Here is a 19,321-nt window from a genome sequence, read left to right on the forward strand (position 1 = left end):
TGCTGAAATTACCAATTTAAATTTTGTTTTTGTACTTCGGCAACAGCTGGATTTTTAATAAGCAATCCACCATCCGCACTAATGACTTGACCTGTAATAAATGTAGATTCATCACTACCTAGAAACACAGCTAAATTAGCAATATCTACAGGATTACCAATACGTGGTGTACATTTTAAATCTGTATAGATATCTATTAATTTTTTTAATGACTCTGGCGCATTTTCTACCATCGTATCGCTTAGTACCATACCTGGTGCAATTGCATTGCATATTGAACCGCCGTTGACTTCGTTAATGATATAACCCCTGCTTTTGCAGCTGCGTACGCGGATTTTCCAAGTTCACCAACCAATCCTCCCATTGAAGTAGTATTAATGATCGAGCCTCCACCATTTTCAAGCATGACTGGAATCGCATATTTTGTTCCTAAAAGAACCGATTTTAGATTAAATCGCATCGTTTCATTCCATTCGAACAAATCCATTCCCACTACATCTACATCACCTTTAAAATTAAGACGAGCGGCATTATTGTGAAGAATGTCTAAGCGACCAAATTCATTCTTAGCTGCTAAAACCATTTCTTCTATTTGTTCAGGTATACCAATATCAACGTATTGTGCAAGTGCTATTCCATCCATAGCTTCAATCTCTGCAACAACTCGCTTTGCACTCTCAATGTTAATATCAGCAACAACGACTTTAGCTCCTTCTTTTGCAAACAACTTAGCTGTCGCTTCCCCCATTCCAGAGGCTGCTCCTGTTACGATTGCTACCTTATTCTCTAAACGACCCATATTAATTCCTCCCATTGACTATTTATTAACATAAAACAATATGTATAGCATACCAACTAATTTACAAGTGTAAACTTGTTAACAAAAATATTTTAAAGTTACAATCATTACCGATGCTGCGGTAGATAACATTATCTCCATTGGTGGCGAGGTGAATACCACTTGTGGGTAGCCGAAGATGCCGTTCACGGTGTCTTGTACTTAGCTAGTGACAAGTTCAATTTGTAACTGCAGCTAAAGTTAGGTATCGATGACGGTTGGACAACCCTTTAAAAACAAAAAAAATTCCTTGATGATACGAAAAAATTTCGTAATTGTATCATTAAGGAATTTCTTATTTTTCTAATTTAAACAATCGTTGAATTTCGTCCGTGAATGGACCCTTTAATGATATTCGTAGTAATAACATAGTCATTTCTTCGGCAGAAAATTTATAGTTATTCTGTATCCACCATAAAATACTCTCAAAATAAGCCCCCACTGCATAATTAATTGCAAATTCCAATGGTATGCTTACCTTATCTTCTTCCGAATTTGCAATACGAAGTCCATCCTCAATGTAATTTTTTAATATGCTCTTTAATTCATTAATGAAATCAGAGTCTGGACTGAAAAGAAGAAATGAATGGTAAAATATATCATTATCTGAAATATGTTGAAATAAATTCACCATATTAATCGGTAAATTTTTAAGTCTAACATCTTCCACTCTCATCTGTTCTTTAATCACTAACATTTGATTTAACTCAAGTAACATTTCCTTATATATAGCTGTTCTCAAAGAATAGACATCATTATAAAGCTTATAAAAGGTAGGCCTTGTCAGCCTGCTTTATCACATATTTCTTTAATTGAAAGAGTTGAATTCGTAGCCATTATTAGTGCTAAATACGCTTCATGAAGCTTCTTTTTAGAACGTATTTGTCTTGGATCAAGCTTATCACTCAAAGCGCTATCCTCCTATAATCTAACGCAAATACTTTTACTGTATTATATCATTCAACAATCATTTTATTATACACTCTATAATTTATATCAACTAACTTCCCCATAAAACAACCTCCACAAAGATGGCGACAATTGGTTGTTGCACTGCAAGGCAAACCTTCTTCTCATCATCGCTCTCTCCATACTCTTATTCGTATGCATCCCTTACATTTACGCAAAAGAAAAGCTGTCGAGAGATTATTCTCGACAGCTTTTCTCCATGATTACATGAAATCAAAGTACTTTATTGGATTGTAGATAAAAGAGATCCTCTAAAGCTCTCTATAGACTGGCTGCATCATCCCTTGAGTAGGTTGATTCTCTTCGTACTCATAATATTGCGACTGAACCGTCGCATGTGATTGCGTCTCCACGGGTACGGACGACTGCTGATAGGGCTCATCCACATACATGATTCTGCGCTGAATTTGCATAAGCCCATTCACGACGCGAAGCGCGATCCAGAAAAGCACAAGACCAACGCCTACATACAGCATATATTGCTGATTATAGGTCCAATCGATATGAAAATAACTAAACAAGGTATTTTCTAAAATATCAAGCTTCATCTCATTCATCAAAATGATATGTACGACTGGAAGAGCAATAAATCCTAGCCCTAATGATATCGCCGTTACCATAATAATAAAGAATACAATACCTGTTACAAATCTTAGTAATACAAGCATCAGATTTCGAATGAATAGCTCACCATCAAAACCTCTCACCATTTGCATCAACCAGTTTCGTCCTGTTTCGGACTGTTGATTGTTGGATGAAACAGGAGGAGTAGGTAAACGTAAAATTTGCCTTATCATGCTTTGTTCAAAGCTTATAATCCCATTCAACAGCTTAGCTACTCCAAAAAAAAGTGGTATTCCAATAAAAATTGGAGCTAATCCGATTGATAGTGCAATTCCCGTTATCGCTACTGTAAAATAGATAATCCCTAATGGGAGAGATAACAATAAATAGAGGATGGCTGCATAGGTTTTTGGATTAAAAAGTACCCAATGCACCTTCCCTGTCGGTGTATTTGCAGTAGCACCTATTGCCTTCATATTCAAACACTCCTTTGGCTTCATAAGTCACGCTTTCCGATATAAATTCATTATATCCGTCTTATTTGCCTGACATAACCGTCCTAAGGGGGGGGCTTAACCTAGACTTTAGACTAGGACTTGCCATGTCTAAATGAACTTATGTGTATTGGAAATTGTATTATAGCGGAAAAGAGGTCTGAATTATGAGGATTCGGACTATTCATATGATAGGAGGTTTTCAAGTGCAATTAACACATATCAATTGCTAATTATACCAAATTTGTTTCTAAGGAGGCTATTAACATGCGGAAGAAATGGCTCACAGCTGGAGCCACTGCTATTTTATTAATGAGTACCAGTGCTGGTGTGTATGCGGGGTCAAATTTGCAGCAGATTAAAGCATTTTTGAATCCAACCATGAAGTTTCAGGTGAATGGAGAACCGTTTCAACCACTGAACGATAAAGGTGCAGTTATGGCACCCATCTCATATAACGGAAGTACATATCTTCCAGTACGTGCCATGTCGAAGGCACTCGGCGTTGCAATCGAATATGATAATACAACCAATACTATCTTTCTTGGTGAAAAAGGGGTAGGGGTCTCGATTGCTGAAGGTTTTGACGCCGATTATCGGACTAAGGATCCCCAGTTAACGAGTTATAATGGTAAAGACTATAAAGATGTTTTCTTCAATAACGCCAGTGGCAACCGCTCAAGCGGATTCATGCTCTATCCTAAGGGAAAATATCAAAAATTGTACCTTCAAGTCGCAGCAGTGGGCAAAGATATTGAGAATTTCTCCGTTCAAGATACTAAGACGGATGCTAAACTTGAAATCGATACTATTGATATGGCGGAAGGACTAAAAACGTTCGAGATTGACATTAGTGGCGTGGAAAGTCTTTTTATACATTCAGATCTTAAGGAAGGTGGGAGCATATTCGTCCCATTAACGACCTCCTACTATAAATAAGAAATGAAGCCTCACCCCAATCGGGGCGGGGCTTTCATAAAGGAGTCGACAGGGATTATCCCCTCAAACTAGCTGCGAAAAGATTGCCTTCTCATCCACATCGTTGCAACCCACTTTTCTCCTTTGATCACGGGTGTACCTGCATGCAGTGTGAGGTCGTTTAATTCCTGATCACTGTAGAAATATTCGAAGTAGACCGCCATACCTTTGCTAGGAAAAATAGATAAATGCAGCTTAGGGAATGTTGTTTCTCCACCTTCCTCCACATCATTCAAATACATCACGATCGTACTAATTCGATTGTTGGCGGCACCTGCTCGACTTGTTTCTGCGAAGAAATCAAAATGAGGTTGATACTCTTGGCCAGGGGTATATTGCAGAACTTGCAAGCCATCGCCATTCTTAATAGGGATATTCATAATTTGAGAGAGTCGCTGCTCGATTCTTGTAACCATCTCATTCTCTTCACAAAATACACCACTGCTCGTTCTAATTGAATTGACCTCATAATCTTGGCCTATTTTTGAACGCTGCAATTGTTCACTAGAATGCTTTATTAGCTCATCGCATTCCTCATCGCTAAGCACATTTCCTAATACGACAACCAGAGGCTCCTCATACTTGGCAATCATTCGAATCTCTCGATCTTCGGTCTTGATTGTATTTCCAGCATGATCAAATATCGTCCGTTCCTTCTCTGTCGTATTCCCTATCATTCTTATGCAGCCCCTATAGTATGACGTCCATCACGGAACAACATACCATTAACTGGAATAATTAGCTCTAATAACTTTTCAAACAGAGTATACAATTAACATGCCTCATATTTCGCGGAGTAGAAGACCACTTCCTGTCTCGTCACCCACGCAACGATTTCTTCAAGAAATGATTTAGTTTCTCTGTACACAACAGCATCGCGATGGCAAACATGATAATAAACCACGGAAAGATACTAATGTTTATATTGGTTGCAAGCAAACCAAGAAAGGGAGGGATTAGTGTACTTCCCGTATAAGCAGCTGCCATTTGAAAACCCATAATGGACTGCGCCTTTTTTTTCCCAAATCGGGCAGGGGTCTCATGTAGCATACAAGGAAATATGGGTGCTAACCCCAATCCTACAACTGTAAATCCTATAAGCGAGAGGATCGGTGGAAATGGTAATACAAGCAATAATGTTCCGAATAAAGCGATCAGCTGACCATACCTAATTAGCATTCGACTACTCATTTTAAACGTAATAAATCCAGTAATCATTCGCCCAACGGTGATGCCTATATAGAACCATGAGACCCATTGTGCTGCCGTTGCTGCGGATAAATCTTTTATATTTACAAGAAAGCTACTGCCCCATAACCCCATACTTGCCTCGATTCCACAATAGAATAAGAAGGTTAGCATCGCTAATTTGACTCCTTTTATATTCCACGGCTTCTTATTCTCAGCAATGGGATCTAACTCCTGATTACCCGACTCATGTTCATCTTCCGTATTCATGACGTGACTACGGTTTGCAACTCGATCCCACAGAGGAAGCGTAACGAATAGAATAACTACTAGAATAAGTTGAATAACCGCAACGATGAGATATCCTTGTCTCCACTGATTGGTGCCTGAAATAGACGAAGCCATAATCATCGGACCCAGTGTAGCACCTACTCCCCAAAAACAGTGCAGCCAACTCATATGATGTGCTTTGTAATGAATAGCCACGTAATTATTTAATCCTGCGTCTACAGACCCAGCGCCTATTCCGAGTGGAATCGCAAAAATAACCAACCAAATAAGTGAAGGAGACCATGTAAAACCAAATAGCGCTGCTGCTGTCATGATACAACTCACAAGTGTCACTTTCCCCGTACCAAAACGATGGAGCACGGTACCACTTATCAAGCTTGATACAATCGTACAACCTGCAATAACCATTGAAATAATTCCTGCAGTTCCTAGTGATGCATTCAGATCCATACTCATCACAGGCCATGCTGATCCTAGCAATGAATCAGGTAGCCCCAAACTAATAAACGCTAAGTAAATAATAATCAAAAAGAACGTTGCCATCTTTGTATGTACTCCTTAGTGTTGATGTACTTATTAAACTCATTTAATAAGTTATTACGATAATAGCAGGAATAGGTTTTACTGACAAGTTAAAATGTGAATACTATTGATCCTTATTCATAACAAAAAGCCCCCATTTTGTGAAAAATGAGGGCTCGCTATTTCTAGCTTATTAGCTTCGGATTAAATAATCGAAAGCACCTAACGCCGCAGTAGCACCAGATCCCATAGAAATGATGATCTGCTTATAAGCACTATTCGTACAATCTCCTGCAGCAAATACTCCAGGTATGTTTGTAGCACCGTGACTGTTTACAACAATCTCACCCATGCGAGTTCGTTCAACCATGTCACCTAACCAATCGGTATTAGGTACAAGACCGATCTGTACAAACACACCCTGCAATTCAATATGCTTGATTGCTCCTGTATCACGTTCTTCATAAGAAATACCGTTAACTTTATCAGTTCCAGTCACTTCTTTTGTCATAACGTTTTTCAGTACAGTAACATTAGGCAGACTGTAAAGGCGATCTTGTAACACAGCATCAGCTTTTAGTTCTGGTGCAAATTCAAGAACTGTCACATGTTTCACAATTCCTGCAAGATCAATTGCAGCTTCAATACCTGAATTACCGCCACCAACAACGGCAACATCTTTTCCTATGAATAAAGGACCGTCACAATGGGGGCAATAAGCCACACCTTTGTTCTTGAACTCTGTTTCACCAGGAACACCCATATTGCGCCAACGTGCACCTGTTGATAGGATAACTGCCTTACTCTTCAGAATCGCACCATTCTCGAGTTCAACTTCGATTAGATCCTTCTTCTCAAGACGTTTTGCACGCTGTAGATTCATTATATCGATGCCATATTCTTTAACCTGCTCTTCAATGCTAGCCACGAGCTTAGGACCCTCAGTATATTTAACACTGATAAAGTTCTCAATACCCACAGTATCATTGACCTGACCGCCAAAGCGTTCAGCAACAATACCTGTGCGAATTCCTTTACGTGCTGCATAAATTGCTGCACTTGCACCTGATGGACCGCCACCAACAACAAGTACGTCAAAAGGTTCTTTATTGTCAAACTCTGACGCGTCAGGACCATTACCCATTTTGGCAAGAATCTCTTCTACGGTCATACGACCGCTTTCGAAGAATTCACCGTTAAGGTAAACACTTGGTACAGACATAATTTCCTTGCGTTCTACCTCTTCTTTGAAGGCTCCACCATCAATCATCGTATGAGAAATACCAGGATTAAGGATGGACATCAAGTTCAGGGCTTGTACAACATCAGGACAATTATGACAGCTTAAGCTGATATAAGTTTCAAACGTATATTCACCACGAATGTTCTTGATCTGATCAATAACATTCTGTTCAACCTTAGGAGCTCGTCCACTAACTTGTAATAGAGCGAGTACTAATGAAGTAAATTCATGGCCTAATGGTGTTCCAGCAAAAGTTACGCCTGTTTCTTCACCCACACGATTTACGCTAAAGCTTGGCGTTCTAGGTAATTGTGTGTTTTCCACAGTGATCATGGAAGACATGGTAGCGAGTTCATCGATCAGTGACAACATTTCTTCAGATGCCTCATCATCGCCTGCGCTAACCCTTAACACGATATTACCTTCCAAGAGCTGGAGGTATTGTTCTAGTTGGGACTTTATTTCTGGATCTAGTCTCATCTTCTACACCTACCTTAAATTTTACCTACAAGATCAAGACTTGGTTTAAGTGTTGCAGCACCTTCAGACCATTTCGCTGGGCAAACTTCACCTGGATGGTTACGTACATACTGCGCAGCTTTGATTTTGTTAACAAGAGCACTAGCATCACGACCAATGCCTCCTGCATTAATCTCAACCGTTTGGATAACGCCGTCTGGATCAATAATGAATGTACCACGATCAGCTAGACCATCAGCTTCGATCAATACATCAAAGTTACGAGAAACAACATGGGAAGGATCACCGATCATAATGTATTTAACTTTACCAATAGCATCAGAACTTGCATGCCATGCTTTATGTGTGAAATGAGTATCTGTTGATACGGAATACACTTCAACACCAAGACCTTTTAAAGTTTCATATTGGTTCTGTAGATCTTCTAGTTCTGTAGGGCATACGAATGTAAAGTCAGCTGGGTAAAAGCACACTACACTCCATTTACCTTTGAAATTTTCCTCTGTAACATCAATAAATTTACCGTCTTGAAATGCAGATGCTGTGAATGGTAGTACTTCTGTTCCGATAAGTGACATATTTATAATCTCCTTTTAAGTTGTATTAGTATTAATATAGTATATTCAAGCCTTAAAACAACTAACTGTGAATATACTTTATAATCATTATTATTAACTAAATAATATAATCCGTCAAGTTAGTTTAGAATAATTATAATTAACATTTTGTGAACTCTCTAAACTACGCTCTAAATTACATGTTAATTTCATTACACATTATGCTTCGAATTGAACCAGAGTATTCACTTCCTCAAGATGATGATGGAGTGATCTCTCTTATAGAGTGACAAAATCCTGAACCTTTAAAATAGACGCATAATATTCCTATTAATTACAAATATACTATAAAACTAAATAAATATCTAAAGGTATCTTAAAATATTTCCCCTATTTCAAGCTGGCTAGCTTCTCCATAAAGTCTGCCACGATTTCCAACGACGCTACGTCGAAGCTTGTTAACAATCCCATCGCTTTCTTATCCTGCTCTTGGTGGAATAACCGATGCAGTTCGGCCAATTCGGCACCGAGCGGACTCACGGAGAAGTAAATCTCTTTCAGGTTGTCCGGCAGTTGTTTCTTCTGAATCAGGCCCTGATCCAACAATTTACGGGTGATTTTCGAGACGGCGCCTTTTGTTAACTCCATATCGCGGGCAATATCAGCCCCTATAATGCCTTCATGCGTATTGATGACGTCCAAAACATGGAGACTTGAGACAGATAGGCTGGGCAGCATCTTTTTTAGCCGGTCGTCAGAAATACGGTCCATGAGCCACAGTCGATCCTGGTCCTCGTCGGCTTCGCTAATGAGGATCCGGTAGATTGATTTTTCGATGCGGTTTTTGAGCTGAAGTAAATCATCATTCATATCTTCTGCCATAAGGGAAGCCTACCTTTTTTTATTTTAATTATATCATAGTTTCCATGGAAACTATTTGACACAATATCTTTTTCTTGGTAATATGGTTTCCATGGAAACCATAAGGTGAAACGGGGTCTTCCTATAGCTTCAGCAGAAACTATCTATTGGGAGGGAATTTTAATGAATGAGGTTATTCAACTGATCCGCGAACATCGCTCCATCCGTAAGTTTCAAAATATTCCGTTGACTGGCGAGCAAATCGAAGCCATTGTCGATGCAGCGCAGATGGCACCAACCTCGGCGCATATGCAGCCGTTCACAATCATCGGCATTACTGATCAGGAACTGCTGAAGAATATCGCAGTGCATTCGAAAAATCCCTCAATTGGGGAATGCGGGTACTTTTTTATTTTTTGCACCGATCTACATCGGATGATGCTAGCCGCCAGCCCGGAACAACAAGAGAAAATGAGTCATACCCTGAGCTTCTCGTATTTTTATCAAACCGCTGTACTGAGTGCCTCGCTTGCTCTGCAAAATGCCAATTTGGCTGCCCAATCAATGGGGCTCGGAGCCGTAATTATCGGTGGAATAAACGAAACCTTGCCTGCCCTCGACAAATGGCTTGACCTGCCGAACCTCGTCATTCCTTTGGTCGGTCTTGCAGTAGGGATTCCCGATGAATTCCCTGAGCAAAAGCCACGGTTGCCCCAGTCTGCCGTATTTTTTGAAAACCAGTATGATCACGATCTTAAAGCAAAGGTCGAAAGCTATGACCGGGAAATCGAGGAATACTATGGCGCACGAACGAATAACAAACAGAAGGCAAGCTGGTCCGGCAAATTTATTGCCATGCTAGAAAAAGATTTGCCGTTGGGCGGATATACCGAATACGTAAAAAGTAAAGGTTTTGATTTGAAGTAGTGAGGATTGTCTATATAAGGCATGTTGACCTTTTCTTATAGTCTCTTATCCCTAAAATGAAAAATCCACAACCGGATTTGGTTGTGGATTTAAAAATGGAGGCGAGGAGCTTGGCTGTACAAGATCACCATACGCTGTAGTTATTTTAAACAAATTCAGCTTGTTGAAGTAATCGCTGAATGATTGCTGCAGCTTGACGAGCCCAAGAGGCCAATTGTTCACTATCTGCGAAATTGCTGACTAACTCTTGCTGCTTCGTACCGTCTATCTCCTTATTCAACTCCACAAGCTTCATTGCCCTAGATAGAATAACCATCGCTTCCTGTCTAGTTATCTTCTCATTAGGGCTGAAGGAACCATCGTTATATCCATCGACCAAACCATAAGAAAACCCGATCTGAACGGATTGATGATACCAGGCTTTCTCCTCTATATCATTGAAATGAAATGTCTTGTTTGCTGAGCTTAAGCCTAATGATCTAGTAATAATCGCTATATACTCTGCGCGTGTAATATCACTATCCGGTATAAACTGTTGCTCGTCTGCTCCATTAATAATAATTGTATTACCCACAGGGATAGATCCTACACGTATTACGACGGGAGTTAAGCTCATGTCGGATGGTACAAGCGCCTTTCCACAAAAGTATCGAATTGATTTAATTCTATTTCCTTGTTTCCATATAACCCCTTTATAGAAAAACTAATCGGCGGAACGACAAATGAAACCTGCCCATGACCCAAATTCTCAAATCCCGATATAGGAAGATTAATTATTTGCACCTTGATCTTCATGTCCTTTAAAGGAATATCGGTTCCTAGTTGATTACGCCATTTATTAACGCTAACTTGATCCAAGGGAAGAGTATACACTACCGTTTCCGTAATCACTTGAATGATTGCATTGTTGTTCTCCAAGATTTGTAGGAGTTCAGAGTTCATCTCCCAATTGACGGTTTCAGAATGGTTACGAACCGTAATCGTAATAATCGGTTTGTTGTCCGATTTATTCAGCATCGCTTGAAGTTGAGCTTCTTCCAAGAAGACCGTTGTTACCTTTTTTCCTTCGACCATTTTAACATCAACTTTTGCTACCTCCGACTTCCCCCCTGTACTAATAATGACAGCATCAACACTAGGAAGAATTTCTGTGCTCCCCTCACTTACAGAACCACCGCTGCTAGAACCACCCCCGTTAGAACCCCCGCCGCTAACACCCGAGCTTTCTTGATAGGTAATTGAAGCCAAGTTTGACGTACTAATATTACCTACTGCGTCTTGGAATTGGACGTAAAGTTTCTTTAATCCCGCTTCACCCGTAAAACGCCATTTTTTCTCAGATGATATGGCCTCCCAACTCAACCACGTCACACTATCTTCGGAGAACGCATTTCAGTCACGCCACTACCTGCACCATCTGAAGAAGTTAAAGTTACTGCCACTGACTTGCTGCTTGTCGTGGTTTCACCCTTGTCTATAGCGATTGTTCCTGTAGGAATCGTTTGATCCAGCTTAATAACGTCATTAATGGTTCCACTCACATTGCCAACCTTGTCTTTAAACTGTACATAAACCGTCTTCTCCGCGTCCCCCGTTACAAGGCTCCAAGCCTTTGTTATAACTGATGGTTCCCAGTTTCCCCAATCACTTCCGTTGTTAGAAAAGCGCATCTCCGCTATTCCGCTACCATTGTTTCCGTCGTTACTAGTCAGAGTGAGTGTAACGTCCGTCACATTTGTCCATTCTGCACCTGCTTGGATACTTACCGTACCCTCTGGGGCAGTTACATCAATTTGAAATTTAATGGTTGTCGCGTTACTCGCTGCATCCGTTACAACAAGTGTGTAATCCCCCTCCAGTATGATCTCCGTACCGCTGACAAAGGTTGTTCCATTCAGCTTCGCCGTTCCTTTCATAAATATAGGAGTTACTGACTTATAGACTTCACCCTCCGTTACTCCCGTAACCGTTGGTCCGACATTATTAACCTCAAAATTAACCGTCGTCACATTACCTGCCTGATCCGTGACAACTAGCGTATAAATACCATCTTGTGTAACTTCTGTCCCGCTTGTAAAGGCCGCCCCATTCAACGTTGCGGTTCCTTCGTTAAAAACTACCGTCTTACTTAACTTGTAAACTCCTCCATCTGCTACTCCCGTTACAACTGGAGCTACCGTGTCAATCATGAAGCTTACGGTCGTTACATTTCCTACAGCATCCGTTACGACCAGAGTATAATTGCCATCCTGATCAATATCCGTACCATTAGCAAATGCCACACCGTTCAGCGTAGCCGTTCCATCGTTGAAGCCCACAGATACTTTTGTTTTATAGAATCCACCGTTGCTAACTCCCATCACCATCGGTCCTGTCTTATCAATCACGAAGCTAATAATTGCTTTATTGCCTGCATCATCTGTTACGACTAGAGTATACACACCTTCTAGTGTAACTTGTGTATTATTCACAAAAACTGCTCCGTTTAAGGTCGCTGTCCCTTCGTTAAAGGTAATCGTTTTGCTCGTGTTGTATATTTCGCCATTGTATACTCCCACCACTATAGGTAACGCCGTATCAATACGGAAGCTCACCGTAGCACTATTACCTGCTGGATCGGTGACGATTAACGTATATGCTCCATCCTGCGTAATATCTGTACCGCTGGAATAAGGGCTCCCATTAAGCAATCCGCTGCCTTCGTTAAAAAGAGGGGTAACTGTGCTGTTATATGCTTTGCCATTGACTACATTCGTAATAACAGGTGCGGTTATATCTACTGCAATCGTACTGCTAATAACAGAACTGCTCGAATTTTCGACTTTATCTCTATATTGTACATATACGGTCTGAGCTCCCTCGCCAGCTGGAAGGACCCATGACCTCCCGTTCAGGTCAGCGATACTGAACCAACTGGTCTGCCAACTGCCGTTAATATTAGAAAGGCGTGCCTGCTCAACTCCTGAGCCGCTTCCATCCGTATAGGTTCCTTTCAAAGTGACCGTGTGTGATTTCGACCATGAGGCACCATCATTAATGATCAGTGTACCTGTTGGTGCTGTTTGATCCAATAGAATGGTTTGAGAAGAATTGGTTGAGATCCCATTGTTGTAATCCCTAAGCTGCATATAGATGGTCTTCGATCCATCTCCTCCAGTTAGACTAAATGTTGCTGTATTGCAGCCAAGAAGCCGCTGACAAGTTAGCAACGCTATCCGCAAATCTCATATGGGTAACACTATCCCCTGCATCAGGATCTGATCCTATTACGGATAAATTAACTGTGCTTATGTTTGTCGCTACTCCCTCCGAAATCATAAAAGAACCCACAGGGGGAGTATTAACCGGTCCAGTCTCATAAGTAACGACTAGCTTCGGACGGTATGCAGCATTCTCATGAGTCTCTAAGGAGTGAATGGAGAACCAGCCGCTGTCAGCGTCTGCCTCATTCCCATTGAGTAAGAAGGTGATTTTACGATCCGTGACATCTGTGAAAGCATCTACAGCACTTTTCACATTAAAAGTAATGGATTGATTCTCAAGATAAGTACCCATAGGCACTTCATCAGTACTCTTCGCAATGAATTTATCTGCATAAGGACTACTCGTATCTAAAGATGGAAAGGTTACATAATTCAAATCATTCGTCGCAGATCTTCTGGCTTCCATATACAAAGTATGGTTAGGATTTCTGATAACAGTAGCAACAGTCAAGACCAACTCTGCTGATACAACATTCCCTTCGGGCACACCCAAATCAAACGTTATGCCAGCCCTCTGCCGAACATTCCCGTATTGGTCATTAATCCTGCCAATACCAAGAAAGCCATTCCCATCATTATCATGAATGCCGTCATACTGAATATGACCGTTTAACTCCATCGTATCCTTCGTAGCTGTAAAGGTCTTTGTAACTGTCCCCACTGCCGCCTCAACTCTTAGTATCAACCCGGGTGTGATTGTCGTGAATACAATAACAATAATCATTAATAGAACTAGAATTTTTTCTTTCATGATTACTCTCCTTTTCATCAAAAAAAATATCAATATAATATAATTCATTTCACACTTGGCGATGAACTTCACTTATACGTGTCTATCTAAACTTATACATGAAAAGCGTATACGTACTGTCCCATCTTTATATGTAATCAATCTATTATATATTTACAGCATTTTAGAAAATAGTGACTGCTGTCATCAATATTGTCACATGACAAATTTGTATATTTATCCAAATACGAGGATATGGATGTGCCCAATTCTTGTCTCGCACCTCCTCCATACAACGAAAAAAAGGACACCTTTTGGGTATCCTTATAGCCAATAAAAAGAACGCCACATTTAAGGCGCCCGTCTACAATTCACTCCCTAAACAAGAAAAAACCCGCTAGATCAGCGGGTCTTTCAAATGGAGGCGAGGGGAGTCGAACCCCTGTCCGAAAATATCGACACATAAGATTCTACGGGTGTAGTCACAGTTTTGATGTCACCCGAGTATCGCCCCGTAACCGGCTATACGTTGGGTCAGCCTGATTATCTTCTTCAGCTCACCGCAGGCGGAGATGAGACAGCGTATTCCACTATTTGTTAGCCCCTAGTCTAGTCACATGGACGATGCTAGGTAGGAGCACGCTAACAGGTTATTAAGCTGCTAATGCGTAGTTGTTTTGTGTTTTGCCATTTAATAGGCTTTAGCGTTGATAAAGCGGACGCGTCCCCACTACCCGCTACTCATGCTCAAACTATCCCCGTCGAATCCATAAACGCCCCCTTAATATAAAGGGCTTCTAGGATAGAATCTTGAGTAGTCAAGACATGATGTTCTATTCAGTATCCTTTTCCTCCATGAAAAAGGACAACTAGAAGGTAATCAATCAACAAGATCAAGTGATCTCGTATAACTAAGTATATCACATATGGCATACATTATGAAACTTAGTTCAAGGAAATATAGGTCAAGATTGCCAGACATGTGAGCCTAAAGAAACTTCAGCCGTTTACCATCCTGCATCAAACCGTTATCGTGCAATCTTTTGCTTCTCTCGTAAAGCACGTTGAATATCACGCTGTGCATCACGTTTAGCAGCAGTATCTCTTTTATCGTATTGTTTCTTCCCTCGACCTAGACCAATAAGTAGCTTTGCATAGCCATTCTTAATATAGATCTTAAGTGGAACAACCGTGTAACCTTCTTGCTTCAACAACCCGACTAACTTCTTAATCTGTACTTTATGCATAAGAAGTTTACGTGTTCGCGTTGGATCCGTCGGATTACTCCGATTCCCTTGTTCAAAAGGGCTGATGTGCATATTATGAATATGAATCTCACCATTACGAATCGTAGCAAACGCATCACCAATGTTCGATCTACCATTACGAAGTGACTTAATCTCTGTACCCGTTAAGACCATTCCAGCTTCATACGTTTCTTCTATGAAATAATCATGGGAAGCTTTCTTGTTCTGGGCCAAGACTTTCCCGTCACTATTATTCTTACCCATGTCCTCAACCCCTTACATCATGATAAAAAATGGATTCTGGTACATATTCCTCATCCAACAAAGAATATACCAGAAATCCATTGTATCAACTGCATCCTTCAAAATCAAGATGAGGCAAGCCCTCTAAGCTTCTAAAGGTATCTACTACTTCTCTTCGCTTGAGGTTTCGTTTGTCTTACTTTGCTCTTCTCTTGCTGGGCGTTTACGTGAATTGCCTCCAGCACCACTTCCCGGTGTTGCTTCTCCACCTAGAAAGATTCCACCGCGACCTGAAGGTTTACGTCCATTCCCATTGGAAGGTGAACTATCGTTACGTGTTGTCTCGCTAGTTGCTCCTGCTCCGTATCCTCCCTTACCTGATCCGAATGCAAATCCAGGACCACGCGTTGTCTGTAAAGCATCATAACGACCTGCTGGAGCACCTGGACCACGGTCACGTTTACGTCCTGCGCCCTTATCCTTATTACCACTATTTCCACCTTCACGTCTAGGAGCTGCTCCACGACTAGCTGGTTTCGTATTTTCACTTGGAGTAGCGGTTTTACCACCCTCAGCAACAACTACATTGTCATTTACAGGTTTAAAAGCAACATCCTTATTGCCTTTACGGTTGTTGAAACCGCCCGATTTACCTTTACCTCTACTACCTCTGCCTTCAGATGGCTTACTCCCTGCATCTGTAGCTGCACCGTTAACCATTGTATTATTCCCCATATTCATCGCTTTCTTCTTACCTCCACCATGTGCACCAGGCGCCTTTGTGCCTCTGCTGTTAGATCCGATTTTCCCACCAGTTGTCTTTCCTGAAGCTCCCTTATCACCACGAGCTCCGTTCTTGTTACCTCCACGGCCCGGACCTTTACCAAAACTGCCATTTGCCCCTGCTGGACGACCCCCATTTCCGCCTCGGCTACCTTCCTTCCGCGGCTTCATATCGATCAATTCAAAATCGATCGTATGGTCGTCCATATTCACACGTGCTACACGAATCTTCAATTCGTCACCAATGCGGAATACTTTAGAAGTACGTTCACCAATTAATGACATCATCTGTTCATTAAAGTGATAATAGTCGTCTGTCAGCGCACTCAAACGAATTAAACCTTCGACTGAATTCTCTAGCTCAATAAACATACCGAAGTTAGTCACACTGCTGATCATTCCATCGAATTCTTCGCCAACCTTATCCAACATATACTCAGCCTTCTTAAGCTGATCCGTATCTCGTTCTGCTTCCACCGCAACGCGCTCACGCTCGGAAGATTGTTGAGCTACATCCGGCATACGTGAAGCAAGGTATTCCTGACGCTTATTACTTAACATCCCCTTGTTCTCGATCACTTCTCGAATGACACGATGTATTGCAAGGTCAGGATATCGACGAATAGGTGATGTAAAGTGTGAATAGTACTCAGCCGCGAGCCCGAAATGACCTGACGTCTCTGCATCATATTTCGCTTGCTTCATCGAACGAAGCATCATCGTACTGATAACCGTTTGTTCCTTTGTTCCTTGAATATCTTCAAGTAACCCTTGTAGAGCTCTTGGATGGATAGAGTTTCCGCGACCTTTGACATGAAAGCCAAAATTCTCAGCAAAAGCCAAGAAGTTCTGTAGTCTCTCTGGATCTGGATTCTCATGGATACGATAGATGAACGGTACTTTTAGCCAATGGAAATGCTCAGCTACCGTCTCATTCGCCGCAAGCATGAACTCTTCAATCATTTGCTCCGCGATTGAACGTTCTCTTTTGACAATATCTACAGCCTTACCCTTCTCATCCACAATGACTTTAGATTCTTGGAAGTCAAAATCCACAGCGCCACGGCGCATGCGATTACCACGAAGCTTCAAAGCCAATTCTTTCATCAGTCGGAAGGTATCAACTAAGTCACTATAACGCTCCATTAACTCAGGATCTTCATCCTCTAGAATTTTGCGTACATTCGTATAGGTCATGCGTTCTTTCGTTCGAATTACGCTCGTAAACACATCATGATTAACGACTTTCATATTCTCATCGAATTCCATCTCACATGATAACGTTAGCCTGTCCACCTGGGGATTAAGACTACAGATCCCATTCGATAGGCGATGTGGCAACATCGGAATAACGCGATCAACCAAATAAACGCTGCATCCACGATTGTAAGCTTCCTTATCCAGCTCAGAGCCCTCTCGCACATAATAACCTACATCGGCGATATGAACTCCAAGGAGATAGTGCCCATTCGGTAAAAGCTCAACATTAACAGCATCATCTAGATCCTTAGCATCTTCACCATCAATTGTTACAATGGTTTTATTACGTAGGTCACGTCTGCCTTGCTGAGCAATCTCCTCATCAGTAATGGAATCCGGCGCTTGTTCCGCTTCAGCCAATACTTCCTCAGGAAATGCTTCTGGTAATTGATGTTTACGAATAATAGAGATAATGTCTACACCCGGATCATCCTTATGACCAAGTACTTCAGCTACTTCGCCTTCTGCAGCAGAACGCCCTTCTGGATAGTTCACAATCCGTACAACGACCTTCTCACCGTCCACAGCACCATTAAATGCATTCTTAGGTATAAAAATATCACGGTTAATTCGCTTGTCATCAGGCAATACGAAACCATACGCTTCGTTATTCTGGAATATCCCAACCACTTGTGTAATTGCCCGTTTCACTATACGGATAATTTCGCCTTCTAACTTACCTCCAGCTGCACTCTTTGAAGTAACACGAACAAGGACAATGTCACCGTTCATAGCACTCTTAAGGTCGTTAGCGTTGATGTAGACATCGGGGTGGTCCCGATCGTCTGGAATTAGAAATGCAAAACCTTTGGCATGCGCTTGTACGCGACCACGTATAAGATCCATACGCTCCGGTACACCATAACGATTGGTACGTGTTAGTATAATTTTTCCGTCTTGTTCAATGGCGTTCAACAGTTTCACGAATTCCTTGAAATCCTGAGCCTGACTAATCCCAAAATGCTGTTCCAGCTCTTGGTATGTCATTGGCTTATAAGCTGTTTCACGCATAAAATTCAGTATCTCTTCTTCTGATATCATATTTATCACCTCAGATGACTTGCAATATAGATGCAATGCAAGCTCTTATGTATCCTTTGCTTCATATTATTTCTTTATTATTTATTTGTTTACCATTTATTTCTTTACTATACCCTTACCCTAGTATACACGATTTCAATCCCAAACATCCCTTTTCCATCTATGTACCTCTTCATTGTTCAACACCATCACACCAATTACATATGAATAAAGACAGGGAAACATTAGTCAAACTACGAGGAAGTGTTCTACGAGGAAGTGTTTCAAATTTTTGGGATATCAAGATTCAAAATAGAGTTTGTATAGGAGAGTTAACATGAAGGGTTAGAAGAATTATTTACAAATGTCAGTGAACGAGGATGAGGATTGCTATTTTTATTTAACAAAAAAACCTTCACTCCACATAGGATATGTAAGAGCGAAGGTTTCGGAAATTCTCATTAGCTAACAACAGCTACTGCAATAGCAAGGATAAAGAATCCTGCTGCCAATGCAACCGTTACACGCTGTAGGACCAAGTCCATACCACGAGCTTTACTTTTACCAAAAAGATGTTCAGCACCGCCGGAGATGGCGCCGGAAAGCCCTGCACTTTTCCCTTTTTGTAAGAGAACCACCGCGATTAAACCAATGGAGAAAATAACGAGTAATACTTGTAAAAAGAGTTCCATTCATTCCACCTCCTAAACGTGTCAAACATTCTAATGTATTCCAAGTTGAATTAATTAGTTATTTACGGAAAACAGCATTCTTATTGTATCACATGAGCCTATATTTGACAAGATTACCTCCTCAATTAGGGGGAATATCCATAACCTAGAGGGTCAAGCCAAACGTACTCA

General features: G+C 41.1%; 17 protein-coding genes, 1 other RNA gene and 1 pseudogene. 2 read left to right on the forward strand and 17 right to left on the reverse strand.

Annotated features, from left to right (window positions below):
* Window positions 1–8 precede the first annotated feature (8 nt).
* The 4 genes and pseudogenes from AC1D69_RS20005 to AC1D69_RS20020 form a co-directional block, all read right to left on the reverse strand.
* Window positions 9–814: pseudogene (locus tag AC1D69_RS20005) on the reverse strand (SDR family NAD(P)-dependent oxidoreductase).
* Between the two features lie 319 nt (window positions 815–1,133).
* Window positions 1,134–1,580 carry a TetR-like C-terminal domain-containing protein gene (locus AC1D69_RS20010; RefSeq protein WP_495457905.1) on the reverse strand — a complete coding sequence of 149 codons (447 nt, stop codon included), beginning with the start codon at window positions 1,578–1,580 and terminating at the stop codon, window positions 1,134–1,136.
* A gap of 41 nt (window positions 1,581–1,621) precedes the next feature.
* Entirely contained in the window at window positions 1,622–1,747 is a 126-nt protein-coding gene (locus tag AC1D69_RS20015) for a hypothetical protein (RefSeq protein WP_495457906.1), read from the reverse strand.
* Between the two features lie 311 nt (window positions 1,748–2,058).
* Window positions 2,059–2,847 (reverse strand): sensor domain-containing protein, encoded by a 789-nt coding sequence (locus tag AC1D69_RS20020; RefSeq protein ID WP_495457907.1) that lies wholly within the window; start codon window positions 2,845–2,847, stop codon window positions 2,059–2,061.
* Window positions 2,848–3,132: 285 nt separating this feature from the next.
* Here AC1D69_RS20020 and AC1D69_RS20025 point away from each other — a divergent pair, with 285 nt between their 5' ends.
* Window positions 3,133–3,804, forward strand: a complete 672-nt coding sequence (locus AC1D69_RS20025; protein WP_495457908.1) for a stalk domain-containing protein — start codon at window positions 3,133–3,135, stop codon at window positions 3,802–3,804.
* Between the two features lie 68 nt (window positions 3,805–3,872).
* On the opposite strand, the gene AC1D69_RS20030 is transcribed toward AC1D69_RS20025, so the two are convergent.
* The 5 genes from AC1D69_RS20030 to AC1D69_RS20050 all read right to left on the reverse strand — a co-directional run bounded on the left by AC1D69_RS20030 (window position 3,873) and on the right by AC1D69_RS20050 (window position 9,006).
* Complete coding sequence (locus AC1D69_RS20030; RefSeq protein ID WP_495457909.1) at window positions 3,873–4,520, reverse strand: 2OG-Fe(II) oxygenase; 648 nt, start codon at window positions 4,518–4,520, stop codon at window positions 3,873–3,875.
* A 142-nt stretch (window positions 4,521–4,662) separates the two neighbouring features.
* Window positions 4,663–5,865, reverse strand: a complete 1,203-nt coding sequence (locus tag AC1D69_RS20035; protein WP_495457910.1) for an MFS transporter — start codon at window positions 5,863–5,865, stop codon at window positions 4,663–4,665.
* Window positions 5,866–6,037: 172 nt separating this feature from the next.
* Window positions 6,038–7,567 carry an alkyl hydroperoxide reductase subunit F gene (gene ahpF / locus AC1D69_RS20040; protein WP_495457911.1) on the reverse strand — a complete coding sequence of 510 codons (1,530 nt, stop codon included), beginning with the start codon at window positions 7,565–7,567 and terminating at the stop codon, window positions 6,038–6,040.
* Between the two features lie 14 nt (window positions 7,568–7,581).
* Window positions 7,582–8,145 carry an alkyl hydroperoxide reductase subunit C gene (gene ahpC / locus AC1D69_RS20045; protein WP_495457912.1) on the reverse strand — a complete coding sequence of 188 codons (564 nt, stop codon included), beginning with the start codon at window positions 8,143–8,145 and terminating at the stop codon, window positions 7,582–7,584.
* A 369-nt stretch (window positions 8,146–8,514) separates the two neighbouring features.
* On the reverse strand, window positions 8,515–9,006 hold the full coding sequence (locus AC1D69_RS20050) for a MarR family transcriptional regulator (RefSeq protein ID WP_495457913.1): 492 nt from the start codon (window positions 9,004–9,006) through the stop codon (window positions 8,515–8,517).
* 162 nt (window positions 9,007–9,168) lie between these two features.
* Between AC1D69_RS20050 and AC1D69_RS20055 the strand changes: the two genes are divergently transcribed.
* Window positions 9,169–9,912, forward strand: a complete 744-nt coding sequence (locus AC1D69_RS20055) for a nitroreductase family protein (protein ID WP_495457914.1) — start codon at window positions 9,169–9,171, stop codon at window positions 9,910–9,912.
* 145 nt (window positions 9,913–10,057) lie between these two features.
* Here the strand turns inward: AC1D69_RS20055 and AC1D69_RS20060 are convergent, their stop codons facing one another.
* The 8 genes from AC1D69_RS20060 to secG form a co-directional block, all read right to left on the reverse strand.
* A complete protein-coding gene (locus tag AC1D69_RS20060; protein WP_495457915.1) occupies window positions 10,058–10,528 on the reverse strand; it encodes an S-layer homology domain-containing protein in 471 nt (156 codons plus the stop codon).
* Window positions 10,525–11,283, reverse strand: coding sequence for a hypothetical protein (locus AC1D69_RS20065; RefSeq protein WP_495457916.1), 759 nt, complete (start codon window positions 11,281–11,283; stop codon window positions 10,525–10,527). The genes AC1D69_RS20060 and AC1D69_RS20065 overlap by 4 nt, the downstream gene beginning before the upstream one ends.
* On the reverse strand, window positions 11,280–13,133 hold the full coding sequence (locus AC1D69_RS20070; RefSeq protein ID WP_495457917.1) for an autotransporter outer membrane beta-barrel domain-containing protein: 1,854 nt from the start codon (window positions 13,131–13,133) through the stop codon (window positions 11,280–11,282). Before AC1D69_RS20070 ends, AC1D69_RS20065 begins: the two co-directional genes overlap by 4 nt.
* Entirely contained in the window at window positions 13,075–13,926 is an 852-nt protein-coding gene (locus tag AC1D69_RS20075) for a DNRLRE domain-containing protein (RefSeq protein ID WP_495457918.1), read from the reverse strand. Before AC1D69_RS20075 ends, AC1D69_RS20070 begins: the two co-directional genes overlap by 59 nt.
* Before the next feature lie 395 nt (window positions 13,927–14,321).
* Window positions 14,322–14,686, reverse strand: a transfer-messenger RNA (tmRNA) gene (ssrA, locus tag AC1D69_RS20080).
* 247 nt (window positions 14,687–14,933) lie between these two features.
* Complete coding sequence (gene smpB, locus AC1D69_RS20085) at window positions 14,934–15,416, reverse strand: SsrA-binding protein SmpB (RefSeq protein ID WP_495457919.1); 483 nt, start codon at window positions 15,414–15,416, stop codon at window positions 14,934–14,936.
* Between the two features lie 144 nt (window positions 15,417–15,560).
* Window positions 15,561–18,479, reverse strand: a complete 2,919-nt coding sequence (gene rnr / locus AC1D69_RS20090; protein ID WP_495457920.1) for a ribonuclease R — start codon at window positions 18,477–18,479, stop codon at window positions 15,561–15,563.
* A gap of 440 nt (window positions 18,480–18,919) precedes the next feature.
* Complete coding sequence (gene secG / locus AC1D69_RS20095; protein ID WP_495457921.1) at window positions 18,920–19,150, reverse strand: preprotein translocase subunit SecG; 231 nt, start codon at window positions 19,148–19,150, stop codon at window positions 18,920–18,922.
* Window positions 19,151–19,321: the final 171 nt, after the last annotated feature.

The sequence above is a fragment of the Paenibacillus sp. Y301 genome (assembly GCF_059445505.1).

Excerpts from the sequence above, each read along its gene's own strand:
- AC1D69_RS20020 (WP_495457907.1), bottom strand. The coding sequence starts at position 2,847 with ATGAAGGCAATAGGTGCTACTGCAAATACACCGACAGGGAAGGTGCAT.
- AC1D69_RS20025 (WP_495457908.1), top strand. The coding sequence starts at position 3,133 with ATGCGGAAGAAATGGCTCACAGCTGGAGCCACTGCTATTTTATTAATG.
- AC1D69_RS20030 (WP_495457909.1), bottom strand. The coding sequence starts at position 4,520 with ATGATAGGGAATACGACAGAGAAGGAACGGACGATATTTGATCATGCT.
- AC1D69_RS20035 (WP_495457910.1), bottom strand. The coding sequence starts at position 5,865 with ATGGCAACGTTCTTTTTGATTATTATTTACTTAGCGTTTATTAGTTTG.
- ahpF (WP_495457911.1), bottom strand. The coding sequence starts at position 7,567 with ATGAGACTAGATCCAGAAATAAAGTCCCAACTAGAACAATACCTCCAG.
- ahpC (WP_495457912.1), bottom strand. The coding sequence starts at position 8,145 with ATGTCACTTATCGGAACAGAAGTACTACCATTCACAGCATCTGCATTT.
- AC1D69_RS20050 (WP_495457913.1), bottom strand. The coding sequence starts at position 9,006 with ATGGCAGAAGATATGAATGATGATTTACTTCAGCTCAAAAACCGCATC.
- AC1D69_RS20055 (WP_495457914.1), top strand. The coding sequence starts at position 9,169 with ATGAATGAGGTTATTCAACTGATCCGCGAACATCGCTCCATCCGTAAG.
- AC1D69_RS20060 (WP_495457915.1), bottom strand. The coding sequence starts at position 10,528 with ATGAGCTTAACTCCCGTCGTAATACGTGTAGGATCTATCCCTGTGGGT.
- AC1D69_RS20075 (WP_495457918.1), bottom strand. The coding sequence starts at position 13,926 with ATGAAAGAAAAAATTCTAGTTCTATTAATGATTATTGTTATTGTATTC.
- smpB (WP_495457919.1), bottom strand. The coding sequence starts at position 15,416 with ATGGGTAAGAATAATAGTGACGGGAAAGTCTTGGCCCAGAACAAGAAA.
- rnr (WP_495457920.1), bottom strand. The coding sequence starts at position 18,479 with ATGATATCAGAAGAAGAGATACTGAATTTTATGCGTGAAACAGCTTAT.
- secG (WP_495457921.1), bottom strand. The coding sequence starts at position 19,150 with ATGGAACTCTTTTTACAAGTATTACTCGTTATTTTCTCCATTGGTTTA.